This window comes from Carboxydocella sp. ULO1 (assembly GCF_002049255.1).
Lineage (GTDB): Bacteria > Bacillota.
Window position 1 is genome coordinate 74,548 of the sequence record NZ_BDLQ01000081.1, and the last position, 13,508, is coordinate 88,055.

Genomic DNA, 13,508 nt, shown 5'->3' on the forward strand with positions numbered 1-13,508 from the left:
AGGAACAGCAACTATAGATACTAATAAAGTCTCTATAATAGTAGAGGTATTCCTAATATGATTCATATTCAGATTATTACTTTTAATAATCAGAGAATAATCACCAACTGCCTACAATCTGTTAATAAACAAATATTGAAGGATTACTCAGTTAATATCATTGATAATGCTTCACATGATAATACTGTTGAGCTAATTAAAAAGTTTCATGATATAGCTTTTAAACAAAATACCATTAACCTTGGTTATGCGGCAGCTCACAATCAGGGACTAAGAGAGCAAAAAGCCGACTATATTTTCATATTGAACCCTGATATCCAATTAGCCCCAAACTTTCTTAAAGAATTAGTAAACACGATACAACAAAACCCCTCCATCGGCATGGTTTGCGGCAAACTTCTCCGTATGACTCCAGATGGCCAACTTACCAACATCATTGACTCAACCGGCCTTATCATGAAAAAAAATCGCCGGGCCTTTGACCGGGGACAAGGCGAAGAGGACAGAGGCCAGTATGATGAGCCGGGATATGTCTTTGGCTGTAGTGGTGCTGCTGTTCTTTATCGCCGGGAAATGCTTGAAGATATCAAGGTTTTGGACGAATATTTTGATGAATCATTCTTTGCCTATAAAGAAGATGTAGATTTAGCCTGGCGTGCCCAATTGCGAGGGTGGAAAGCTTATTATAATCCTAAAGCAGTTGCCTACCATGTCAGAGGTTGGAAGGAAAACGGAAGAGATCAAGTTCCTCGTTTTGTTCAAATTCATTCTTACAAAAACAGATATCTTATGCTATTTAAAAATGATACATTGATGAGTATATTACGCGCCCTTCCACAGTTCTTGCTTTATGAATTTGCAGCTATTATATATGCCCTATTCAGAAGACCATATTTGTTAAAAGGCTGGGTACAAATTTTTAAGTTGCTTCCCCTAACCTGGAGAAAACGCAAGATTATTCAGAGCAGAAGGAAAGTCATCCCCAGAGAAATTGAAAAATGGTTTGAATGAAAAGTAAACCTGTTTAATGGGAGGACAAACATTGAAACTGTCCATCATCATCGTCAATTATAATACTAAAGCCTTGCTAAAACAGACTCTACAGTCTGTCTACAACCATCCTCCTCAAGCAGATTTTGAAGTCTTTGTTGTTGATAATCATTCAACCGATAGCAGTGTTGAGATGGTTAAACAAAATTTTCCGCAGGTTAAACTGATTGAAAATCAGGAAAATGAAGGCTTCTCCCGTGCCAATAATCGCGCTATTCGAATAAGCAAAGGCGAATATATACTTCTGCTCAATTCTGATACTGTAGTTTTACCTAATACTTTTGATATTATGCTCGATTTTATGGACAAGCACCCGCAAGTCGGGGCGGCGGGATGTAAAGTTCTATTACCTGACGGCAAGTTGGATTTGGCTTGCCGTCGCAGCTTTCCCACTCCGCTGAATGCCCTTTTTCAGGCCCTTGGACTGAGTAAACTCTTTCCCAAAAGTCGGTTATTTGCACAATATAACCTGACGTATTTGGATGAGGATCAAACCTATCCTGTGGATTGCCTGGTGGGTGCATTTATGTTAGTACGCAGAAAAACTATTGAACAGGTAGGTTTACTGGATGAAACCTTTTTTATGTATGGCGAGGATATTGACTGGTGTTACCGGATTAAAAAGGCCGGGTGGGAAATTTATTACTATCCTGAAGCCAGGATCATCCATTATAAAGGAGCTAGTAGTAAAAAAAAGAAATATCGAATGATATACGAATTCCATCGTGCTATGGTAATTTTTTATCAAAAACACTATGCCCCGAATACATTTGTACTTGTTAATATCATCGTTCTATTAGGAATTTGGCTGCGTTATTTGGTTGCATTAGTTAGAAATTTGTTCAAATAGTCGAATTAGTTGGTGATGTAACAATGATAAGAGAAAACCAGCGTTTTTTAAATCGTGTACTCTTTCTGCTGGACAGTATCACTGCCCTGACAGCTTTATATGCTGCCTGGTGGTTAAGATTTGAAAGTAATTTATTAGGACAAGTTGATATAGGTACACGACTAACCAAATTTAGCTATTTGATCCCCGCTTTATATATAATACCGTTATATTTATTTATTAATTACCTGATCGGGTTATATTCGCCTCAAAGAGCCAGCAGGTTTTCCCATGAATTTGTTCTTGTTATTAAGAGCAATTTAATTGTTCTTCTACTGGTAATGAGTATTTTGTTTTTTATCAAAGAAATACATTATTCCCGTCTGGTTTTATTAATTTTTCTAATATTAAATATTATATTAAGCACTATTGAACGGTTAACTTTACGATGGTTCCTGCGTTATATCCGTAACCGGGGGTATAACAAAAAATATTTATTGATATTAGGAGCCGGTCGCTTAGGAAGGGAATTTTACAATAAAATTAGCCATCATCAGGAATATGGCTATGAAATATTAGGTTTTTTAGATGATGATCCTGAGAAATTGGGCAAATCTATAGGAAGCACTAAAATTTTAGGTAAACTGGAGCAATTGCCAGAAATATTAACTTCTTTACAAATTGATGAAGTAATCATAGCTTTGCCAGTAACTGCTTATAAACGGATAGCAAATGTTATAGATTTGTGTGAAAAATATGGTGTCAAAGCCTTAATAATTCCAGATTTTTTTGATCTAATTCCTGCCAAACCTCGTATCTCCGATTTAGATGGAATTCCCCTGATTGACATACGCCATGTACCATTGGATGAACCGGTAAATAAAATCATTAAAAGGTTGTTTGACATTGTTTTTTCTCTTTCAGTTCTGATCTTTCTCTGTCCACTATTCATACTTATTGCAATAGGTGTTAAACTTTCTTCTCCTGGTCCTGTTTTCTTCAGTCAAGAGCGGATCGGTCTTTATCGCAGACCGTTTAAAATGTATAAATTTAGAAGTATGTATGTAAGTGATGATACAGTTTCGCAGACACAATGGACTGTAAAAAATGATCCGAGACGTACAAAGTTTGGCGCATTTTTGCGAAGAACCAGCCTGGATGAACTGCCTCAATTTTGGAATGTCTTAAAAGGCGATATGAGTGTGATTGGACCCAGGCCTGAGCGTCCCTATTTTGTAGAGCAATTTAAAGAAAGAATACCTAAATATATGATCAAACATCATGTTAGACCCGGTATTACCGGTTGGGCTCAGGTTAATGGCTGGCGTGGGGATACTTCCATTGAGGAAAGGATAAAATGTGACTTATATTATGTGGAAAACTGGACTTTTTCGTTAGATATTAAAATTATTATTATGACTATTTTAAATGGTTTCTTTAACAAAAATGCCTATTAATTAATAAGGGGGAAGTAGGGTGCCAGTTAACGGATTTGTTTTTTGGGTCTATATATTAACTGTTTTTTTCCTGGTTTTTAACAGGGGTGGTTTTTTTGCTTTTGAAACCATGCCTGTAACTGCTGTTATCCTTGCATTAGGGGCAGCAATTTGGTTGCAAAATCAGTCCGAAGGTAAATATTTTAAATATATGAAAGTGCTTGGTGCCATTTGGCTGGTTACCTGGTTTTTGTCTCTAAATAAAGCAGTTCACCTTAGTTTAGCAATTGAAGAAATGTTAAGGGTTGCTCTCTATATATTTTCATTTATTATTATTTATTTTGTAGCTCAAAAAAAATCACATCGGAAGTTACTTTTGGGAATATTATTGATTATTGGTGTTACTGAAGCTTTCAGCGGTTTGGGTACTGCCTATGGCACATTTGATTTTGATGCTGCCTATAAAGATGGCAGAGTAATGGGAACAATGCAATATCCTAATGCTTATGCAGCTTTTTTAAGTATGTTATTTATACTAAGTATTTTTATATATACAAATACAGAAGAACGTTATCTAAAATCTTTGATTTCTTCAGCTAATTTTATTATGTTTACTGGGGTTTTGTCAGCTCAATCGAGAGGTTCCGTATTGGTTCTTTTAATGGTGGTATCTTTGGCACTGGTCTTTTGGCCTCGGGAAACCCGCTGGACTGCGATTGCTCAAACAATATCTACTATCATTCTTGCCTTTTTGTTTGCCCATTGGACGGTTGACTTTAGCGGTAAGGTTAGCGAAAGCGAACACTGGCTGGCATTGTTTGGCGGCGGCATTTTAGGTGCTGGAGTTCCTTTTATTAAACCACCAGAGACCATTAAAGCCAAATTTAGTAATCAAGGCAAATTACTATTATTTTTGTTGATGATGGTACTGCTGGCAGGTGTTATTTATTATGCTTTTCAGGAAGAAGGACTCTTTAACCGCCTGGCTAGAATAAATTGGCAAGAACAAAGTGTGCAAGAAAGATTTGTTTTTTACCAGGACGGTCTTAAAATTTTAAAAGACTACCCCTTAACCGGGGCTGGCGGTGGTGGCTGGCGCAGTCTTTTTGAAAAATATCAGAGTTACCGCTATATTTCTCGTGAGACGCATAGTTATCCACTTAAAGTACTTGTTGAAACAGGTATAATTGGCTTTTTATCCTACATTGTATTTTTTGGTGCATATTTCTTACTGGTACTATATAATTTCTTTCAAAAAAAGCATTTTTCCACTTTGGCGATGGGTGGTTTGTGGTCTGTTTTATTGATTACACTCCATAGTTTTATTGACTTCACTTTATCTTTATCTGCTATATCAGTGATTATGTGGACTATCATGGCTTTAACCATAACAGAAATCGATGAACATGAAAATAAAACGATTCGTCCCCTGTGGCAAACCATAAGTGGTATAATTGTGATTGTTATGTTATTTGGTTTAGCGATAAAAACTGGAGGTGGAGAGTATTATTTTAGAGAAGCTCAAAAAGCGCTACAACAAAATGATATCGATGCTGCGAAAAAATATATTGATAAAGCGACGGATTTCAATAGTTGGAAAGGTGATTACTATCGATTAAAATTTAATATCTATCTATTACATGCTCAGCAACAAAAAGAAATTCAAGAGTTTAATTCGGCTATAGAAGCAGCCAAAAAGGCTGTAGACATTGATTCTTATTCACCCAATAATGTACTCACCTATGGTAAAGCCTTGTTGCTGGAAGGTCAGATCGAACAGGGGCTTAGTGAACTTGAAAAGCTGACAACCCTTGCCCCCTACGATATTCGCACCTGGGAAGTTCTGACCGAAGCCTACCATAATGTAGCCCAGTACTACCAGCAACAGGGCGAAACAGCGAAGGCAGAAGCTTATCGGGCCAAAATGCAGGAAGTTCCCCGGCGGATGGAAAAGGTCTGGCAGCAAGTACCGGAAAAATACAAGCGAATGTGGATAGCCTGGCCCAAACTTGAGGTAACAGATTATATGAAAAAACTGTTGGTAAATTAGGGAAAACTCCGGCCGTAGGCCGGAGTTTTTTGCAGGAAATTACAGAAGATTGTCGAAGTTATTATGATTAATAATAATTCGTTATGAAAGGAGCGGAGAAAGATGGGGTTCAAGAGAAGAAGATGGCAGCTGGTGGCCTTGTTCTTGAGTGTATTGATATTTTGGACCCAGGTTGCCTGGGGGGCTTATGGTAGCACTCTTTATCCTTTATATGAAATTTATCACCCCAATGACCCGACTTTAGCTCCGGGTAATGCCGAATTTAATTACAACGGTTATCTCTATTACACCGGTTTCAATCAGACAGTCAAGGTCGATGTTGATTTTAACGGTTGGCTGATGGACAACAATTTAGGTGGAGCAACTATCAGTGAAGTATATGCAGACTTAAGCAGTATCGGTATGGACAGCCATTATTTGTTAATTGATAACGGATATAATAATTTTACCTTGCAATTCCCTCTGCCTGATTTGAATGCAGAAGCCCAAACCTACAGTTTGCCCCTCATGGTCCAGATCAATGGGGAGAGCAGTCCACGCCTGGCTGGAGAGTATAATCTGCTGTTAAATTACAATTTCCCGAGCGGCTGGCAGTTGCTGCCCGACCCGCGCATACAAACCGATATGGGCCTGGGTTCTATGACTGACTTTCAGGTTAGCAGGCCCGGAGTCGGTTCAATCAAATGGTGGCCGACAACGACATTATCCCTGGTGGACCCTGTGCTGATCAATAGCTGGCAGGATTGGCAGAGGGTTTGGCTGGAGCCAAAAATCATCGGTTATGGCCCTGACTATTTGCTTACAATGCCTAACCGCCTGGAAATCGTCATGGAAGATGTCTATTTTGCTGCAGGGACGGGAGACCCGGACATTGTTAAACTTACTCCTGATGGTTCCGGTGGCTGGTTAAAGAGCGGACCACTGGATGCTACCGCTTTTGTGGTAGCACCGGGCTGGGATGCTCAGGCCAATCAGGTTAAATTTACCGTCGACCAACCGGGCATTTTTGCCTTTCCGCCCAGTTTGCGTGTGGATCTTCCGGTAGAGGATACGGTCTATTTGACAGACCCGGCTCAGGCTCAGGTGACGATCCAGGGCCAGGTTCAGGACCTGAAAGCTACCATCCAAATCTACCTGGATGCTGAACCAGTGCCGCGAGCTACACCCGGATTAAACAACGATGGCACCTTCACAGCAACTTTAAACCTGGCAGGTCTGAATGATGGTACTCATACCTTGAAAATAAAGGCCCTCTCTACCAATCCCATACTGAATGAGGAAATCAGCAGAACAGTGATTACCGACTTGCAACCACCCGCTGTCACCGGAGTAGCTGATGGCCAGACTTATACCGCGCCGGTGACCCCGGTTTTTACTGAAGGAAGCGCCCGGCTCAATGGGCAACCATTTCTTTCCGGGACGACCATAACTGAGAATGGGCAATACCAGCTAGTGGTAACAGACAGTGCGGGGCATGTCACTACCATCACCTTCACTATTGCCATCCCTGCTTCCGGGCCTGCATTGGGCGGTAGTTCCGGCTCTGGCTCAAGCTCTGGGGGTGGGTCCAGCTCGGGTTCTGCCTTGCCTGCCGGGTTTAATGTTCCTGCCGAACTGCGGGCGGGAATTACCATCAGCCCGACTGCAGTCACTGGCAAAGAACCCGGGATCAATGCTGGCATTTGGGATATCACTTATAATGGTTCATTAAGCCAACCGGCCGCCATCACCTTCCCCCTGCAAACACAGCTCCAGGATGGGCAAGGGGCTGGTGTCTGGTATTACAGCCCTCTGGCTAATCGCTGGCTTCCTATCGGCGGCCAGTTGGGAGCTGATCGGCAAACCATTACTGCTAATCTGAACCATTTCAGCCGTTATGGTGTGTTCTTGCGTCCGAACAGCTTCCCGGACCTCCCGGCTCAGCACTGGGCGGCAGCCACCATCTCCGGCTGGGCAGGTCAGGGACGGATTCAGGGCTACCAGGGTAAGTTTGAACCGGAACGCACCATGACCAGAGCCGAACTGGCAGCCCTGCTGGTACGGTTGCTGGCCGTAGAAGACGATGGCCGGTCCTTGCCTTTGCCTGCCGATGTCCCTGCCAGTCACTGGGCAGCCCGGGATATTGCCCTGGTGGTAAATAAAGGCTGGCTGCTGGGCTATAATAACCGCTTCCGTCCCCAGGAGGCGGTAACCAGAGAGGAACTGGCTGTGGTTCTGGCCAGGCTGGCTGACCTGGGAGCAAGTGCCGATCTAAGCTCCTTCAGTGATAACAGGCAAATCTCACCCTGGGCCCGCGCGGCGGTAGGACAGGCAGTTAAACAGGGATTAATGAACGGGCGCAGTCACAGCTCTCTGGCTGCTCGGGCAGTTGCAACCAGAGCAGAAGCTGTAAGTATGCTGTATCGCTGGAACAAAAAATTTGGTCTCAATGAATAATTCCCCCTTGTCCAGAACAGATGTTTGCGATATAATTAACATGAAGCTATTGGGAAGGGGGGAGGATGGTGGACAAGCTGGACAGACTGGAAGAAATGATGCGCCAGGTCATTGTCATGCTTGCCGGAATGGATGCCAGAATCGAAAAACTGGAAAAAGAAGTTGCTGAACTAAGACAGGAAGTCAATCTGCTGAAGGCACAGATGGCAGAATTTGTTGCTCTTAAACCGCAAATCGAGGAACTGATTGCCTTAAAACCGCAAATCGAAGACTTTATCAAACTTAAACCAGAGATTGAGGAATTTATCAAACTTAAGCCAGAAATCAAGGAACTGATTGCCTTAAAACCGGAGATTCAGGAATTCATCAAACTAAAACCAGAAATTCAAGAATTTATCAAACTAAAGCCAGATATCCAGGAATTCATCAAGCTCAAGCCTCAAATTAAAGAACTGGTCGCCTTGCAGCCGGATATCCAGGGACTGGTAGCATTAAAACCAGATTTGGAGTCTCTGGTTAGCATGAAACACAAAATCGAAGAAAGCCATACCTGGCTTGGTACCATTTACGAAGGACACCGGTTTCAACGGGCGGAAATGGACCGCGTGAATATCAAGCTCGCCAGAGTAGAAGGTGCTCTCACCGAGATGGCCAGTAGTCTGGAACCTTATCACAAAACAGCCCCCTGATCCCAGGGGGTTTTTTCGTGCGCCCGGCATGGCGTTGTCTATAGGGTGAAAGATTTTGCCAGTTGACAAAAGCAAAAAAATGGTATAAACTTTGGTTAGTAAATACTTACTAACCAAAGGAGGGTGGTATAATATGAAGAAAATTATAATGCTCTTTGTTTTTTTGGCCCTGGCAGGTGTCTTTTTTATGCAAAAAAGCAATTTTAAGACAACTACAGTGCCAGCAAAACCGACGCAATTGGGACTACCGGTGGAAACAGCAACAGTAACAAAAGCTACTATCACAGCCAGCGTTAAATATAGTGGGACTGTAGCAGCAAAAGAAGAAGCAACTTTAGCATCCAAAATAGCCGGAAGAATAGAGGAGCTAACAGTGAGCGAAGGGGACGCCGTCCAAAAAGGCCAGGTGGTAATCACCCTGGAAAAGAATGAACTGGTAAGCAAACTGAACACTTTAAAACAAAAACTCACTACGGCCAAACAAAATCTGGATTACTGGGAAGAACAATTAGCCAAATACGACGTGCTCTGGCAGGAAGGGGCAATTCCCGAGGACAAATATAACCAGATCAAATTTGCTCGCGATAATGCCGCTAACGCTTACAAAGAAGTTTATGCCATGCTACAGGAAGCCAGTGTTAATTTAGCCAGTGCCACTATAAGCGCTCCTTTGGACGGGGTAGTTACGGCAGTATTGGCCTTGCCAGGAGACATGGCTACTCCTGGCAAGCCTATCTTGAAAATCGCCGATGTTAAGGACTTGAAAGCTCAGGTTAGAGTGATTGAAGGGGATTTAATCAGGATTAAAGAGGGTTCGCCCGTCTATATTTCTGTGGCCAGTAGCGATTTTCCCCCGGTAACAGCAAAGGTAAATAAAATTTTCCCCGCCCTTGATCCTGTGACCCGTACAGCAGTGGTAGAAGCGGTTATCCCTGAGCAAGCATTCAAGGCAAACAGAGTATTAAGGCCGGGAATGAGCATAGAAGCCAATTTCGTTTTAGGTCAGCAAGAGCAGGCTTTAGTTATACCTAAAAAAGCTGTCAAATGGGAAAATGGAAAACCATATGTGTTTGTTGCCCGCAATAACAAAGCAGTCAAAACCGCGATAAAGACAGGCCTGGAAGATGAAAACAGAGTTGAAGTGCAGGAAGGTCTGAAAGAAGGGGAAATGGTGATTACATCAAATCTCAATGAGCTCTTCGACGGCCGGGAAATTTTCCTCTTTGGAAAGGAGCAGCATAGCTGATGAACTGGGCTGAATTCTCATTAAAACATAAATATACTATTTTTTCCCTTTTGCTGGCAATTATTGTTTTTGGGATTTTTTCCTACAAAAGCCTCAAAACCGAACTGTTTCCGGAAACTGCTCCGCCCCTGGTTAATGTGGTTACCGCCTACCCGGGAGTTTCCGGCAAGGATATAGCCGAAACTTTAAGTAAACCTTTAGAAGAAGAGTTTGCTACCATCCCCGGTGTGAAAAACATCAAGTCCACTTCCCAGGATGGGCTTTCCGTCATCAAGGTTGAATTTCATTATGGCACTGACGTAGATTCCGCAGCTGTAGATGTGCAAAATGCTATTAACCGAATCAAAAGAACCTTGCCGGCCGGAATTCAGGAACCCCAGGTAATGAAATTCAGTTCTTCCAGCAAACCGGTGGTGTCTTACAGTTTAACCAGTCAACAGCTTGATTTAACTGCCATCAGAACCCTGGCGGAAAATGAATTGAAGCGGGAATTGCAGCTGGTAGATGGAGTAGCGGCTGTCGATATTCTTGGGGGTCATAACCGCCAGCAAAATGTATTAATCGATAAAAGAAAACTGGAGGCTTTAAACCTGTCCTTAAATAAGGTGCTAGCAGCTTTAAAAACACAAAACGTCACTGAACCCGGCGGTAGAATTACTGATAAAGACCAGGAATACAGTATCCGCATCTTCAATGAATACCGGGATCTTGATGAAATCGGCAATACTATTATTGATAACCGCAACGGCAATCTTATTTATCTCAAGGATATTGCCAGAATCGAGGATTCTAACCAGGAACAGCGCAGCGCTTATCGTTTTAATGGAGAAAAGGCGATTGGTATTCAAATTCTGAAACGGGAAGAAGCCAATACTGTCGAGGTGGTCAAGAAAATAGAGGCCAAAATTAAGCAGCTGGCCAAACAATATCCCTATATAAAATTTACCAAAGCCAGCGATGATTCCATTTTTACCCTGCAAGTGGTTGACAATATGGCTGCCAGTGTCAGAGATGCCCTGATTTTTACATCACTTATTGTATTGTTCTTTCTGAGCGTGTTAAATGAATCGGTTGTGGTAGCTGCCTCCATGCCTTTTTCCCTGTTGTTGACCTTTGCCTTAATGAAAATTTTTGGAATGGAATTAAATCTGGTTACTCTTTCCGCTATAATTTTGAGTGTAGGGATAGTAGTAGATGATGCCATTATTGTTGTGGAAAACATTATGCGCCACCATCATGAATTGCAAAAGGACCTGCGTACGGCTACTATTGCAGGCACTCAGGAGATTTTATTACCTGCTGTTGCCGGAACGGCTACCATTATGGTGGTACTGGTGCCCCTGCTCTTCCTCCAGGGTTTTATCGGCAAGGTTTTTGCTCCTGTAGCTAAAACTATTATTTTTGCTATGGGCTCCTCCCTGGTAGTGGCTCTTACCATTATACCGTTGCTAACCTATCTGTTAGGAGCCAGACGCTGGAATTTGGGAGAGGAAATGCTTGCTAAAATACTCCAACCCTTTACCTCAATTATGGAAAAGCTGAAAAGAGTCTATGTGGTTATTTTGCACAACGCCCTGCGGTTTCGGCTGTTAACCCTGGTGGCAGCGGCAGTGCTTCTGCTGCTGAGTGTCCGTTTGCTGGGTTCTCTTGGTATGGAAGTTTTGCCTAAACTGGACGCCGGGTCCTTCACCATCTCCCTGCAAACAGTACCGGGAACTTCTTTGCTAAAGACAGTTGAAATTGTAGCACTGGTGGAAAAAGAATTAAAAAAAGAGACAGAGGTGCGATCTTTCAGTACCCAAATCGGTTATGAACCCGGTTCTCATTATTTAGGCGAATCTGGTGCCATGGGGGTAAACCAGGCTTATATAACTGTGAATTTGACTTCGCGAAAAGAGCGGAAAGATACCATCTGGGAAATTGAAGATCGATTGCGGCAAAAGCTAGCCAGGATTCCGGATATCGAAACCTTTGTGATCAAAGAAGCAGGAGGAACGGCCAGGGCTACTACCTCTGCACCCATTGATATCAGGGTTTATGGCTCAGATCCGAAGGTTTTAAATTATCTGGCCAATCAAATCAAGATCAAACTGAAAAGCGTTAACGGCGTGGTAAACATTTACAAGAGCTGGACTCTGAATACGCCTCAGATCAATGTTCATGTGAATGAAACCCGGGCTGCCCAACTTGGACTTTCTCCGACCAGTGTAGCTAATGAGATCTTTAGCAGTTTTGCCGGAATTCCAATCTCTAAATTAAAACAGGAAAATGGTCAGGACACCGATATTTTTGTCAGATTCCAGGAAGAAGACCGCAACTCTATTAATGACCTGTTAAACGCTACGCTAACATCTCCTTTAGGCATCACTGTGCCGCTGCGTCAAGTAGCTACCCTGGAAGTTAAAGAAGGAGCAAATCTGGTTACCAGGGAGAACTTGCAACAAAGCATAGATATTTTTGGTCATACCTATAACCGGTCTTTTAGCCATGTGCTCAAGGACGTGGAAAAAGCCCTGCAGGACATGCAACTGCCTGATGGCTACCGGATGGAAATCGCAGGGGAAGCAACGGACTTGCAGGAATCCAGGAATGAATTGCTGTTTGTTCTGGTTATAGCGGTTATTTCCGTGTATTTGCTGTTAGTCGCCCAGTTCCGCTCCTTTATCCACCCCGTTACCATTATGCTGGCTATTCCTCTGGTAATTACCGGGGTAGCCGGAGCTCTCTTCCTGGCGGGAAAAGCTGTTTCCATGCCAGTGTTACTGGGTATTATCCTGCTGGTTGGTACGGTGGTGCGCAACTCGATTGTTCTCGTAGACTACACACTGCAAGCCCGCAGTCAAGGAATTGAGCGAAATACGGCTGTTATTGACTCGGTAAAGATCCGTTTCCGTCCGATTATGATGACTGCTTTTTCTAATGTGGTGGGTATGTTGCCACTGGCTCTGGAACTGGCTCTGGGGGCGGAAAGATTTTCACCCCTGGCGATTGCGGTGATTGGTGGAATCCTAACAGCTACTTTTTTAACGATGATTGTTATCCCGGTTGTATATACCTTATTTGACGATCTGGCTACTTTCTTTGCCAGGTATTTTGTCAAACAACAGGAGGTCAAGTTATGAAAACCAGGGAATTACAGATTATTCAAGCCAGTTTAAAAATAATTGCTTCCCGAGGGATAAAAAAATTTACCACAGCAGAATTAGCTAATGAGGTGGGTGTTTCCGAAGCGGCTATTTTTAAATATTTCCGGAGCAAAAATGAAATTTTATCTGCAGCAGTAGCATATATTCAACAGACTCTTCTTACTGAAGCTAATAAAATAGCCAGTGAAAAAACAGAGCCCATGCTAAAACTTAAGAAACTGTTAGAATTTCATCTTACATTGATAGAAAACAATTTTGCTATTCCTGAATTGATTTTTTCTGAGCAACTCTATATGGAAGACGATCGGCTGCGCAAGCGGGTTGCAGAAACGATTGAAAGCTATCTTGAAATTTTGAAAAACATTTTACAACAAATACAAGATAGTAGGTCAAAACCATCAGAAATAGATCTGGATATGTTAGCAACAGCTTTTTTAGGTGTAATTCAAGTAAATCTGCTTAGAAAATCCCTGAATCAAAAGGATTTTTCCTTACAGGAAGAATACGAGAAAATCTGGGGCTTCTTCAAGAAAATAATTTGATTAATTTCTCCCCTTATTATTCCTTGACCGACAGGCCGGAGTAGTATATACTGGAAACCAGAGACCGACCGGTCGGGCGGAAGG

At 42.4% G+C, this 13,508-nt stretch carries 9 protein-coding genes; all 9 read left to right on the forward strand.

The genetic code is table 11. The features are described 5' to 3' along the window. Window positions 1–57: 57 nt before the first annotated feature. The 9 genes from ULO1_RS10600 to ULO1_RS10640 all read left to right on the forward strand — a co-directional run bounded on the left by ULO1_RS10600 (window position 58) and on the right by ULO1_RS10640 (window position 13,424). Window positions 58–1,011, forward strand: a complete 954-nt coding sequence (locus ULO1_RS10600) for a glycosyltransferase family 2 protein (RefSeq protein ID WP_079933562.1) — start codon at window positions 58–60, stop codon at window positions 1,009–1,011. Between the two features lie 31 nt (window positions 1,012–1,042). Continuing rightward, complete coding sequence (locus ULO1_RS10605) at window positions 1,043–1,900, forward strand: glycosyltransferase family 2 protein (RefSeq protein ID WP_079933563.1); 858 nt, start codon at window positions 1,043–1,045, stop codon at window positions 1,898–1,900. 23 nt (window positions 1,901–1,923) lie between these two features. Continuing rightward, window positions 1,924–3,336 (forward strand): undecaprenyl-phosphate glucose phosphotransferase, encoded by a 1,413-nt coding sequence (locus tag ULO1_RS10610; RefSeq protein ID WP_079933564.1) that lies wholly within the window; start codon window positions 1,924–1,926, stop codon window positions 3,334–3,336. A gap of 19 nt (window positions 3,337–3,355) precedes the next feature. Beyond that, window positions 3,356–5,365, forward strand: coding sequence for an O-antigen ligase family protein (locus tag ULO1_RS10615; protein WP_079933565.1), 2,010 nt, complete (start codon window positions 3,356–3,358; stop codon window positions 5,363–5,365). Between the two features lie 102 nt (window positions 5,366–5,467). Next, window positions 5,468–7,801 (forward strand): S-layer homology domain-containing protein, encoded by a 2,334-nt coding sequence (locus ULO1_RS10620; RefSeq protein WP_079933566.1) that lies wholly within the window; start codon window positions 5,468–5,470, stop codon window positions 7,799–7,801. A 68-nt stretch (window positions 7,802–7,869) separates the two neighbouring features. Beyond that, entirely contained in the window at window positions 7,870–8,490 is a 621-nt protein-coding gene (locus ULO1_RS10625; protein ID WP_143325448.1) for a hypothetical protein, read from the forward strand. Between the two features lie 133 nt (window positions 8,491–8,623). After that, window positions 8,624–9,736, forward strand: coding sequence for an efflux RND transporter periplasmic adaptor subunit (locus ULO1_RS10630; protein ID WP_079933568.1), 1,113 nt, complete (start codon window positions 8,624–8,626; stop codon window positions 9,734–9,736). Further along, complete coding sequence (locus ULO1_RS10635) at window positions 9,736–12,858, forward strand: efflux RND transporter permease subunit (RefSeq protein ID WP_079933569.1); 3,123 nt, start codon at window positions 9,736–9,738, stop codon at window positions 12,856–12,858. The genes ULO1_RS10630 and ULO1_RS10635 overlap by 1 nt, the downstream gene beginning before the upstream one ends. Continuing rightward, window positions 12,855–13,424: a TetR/AcrR family transcriptional regulator gene (locus ULO1_RS10640; RefSeq protein ID WP_079933570.1), complete on the forward strand. Its 570-nt coding sequence runs from the start codon at window positions 12,855–12,857 to the stop codon at window positions 13,422–13,424. Before ULO1_RS10635 ends, ULO1_RS10640 begins: the two co-directional genes overlap by 4 nt. Window positions 13,425–13,508 lie beyond the last annotated feature (84 nt).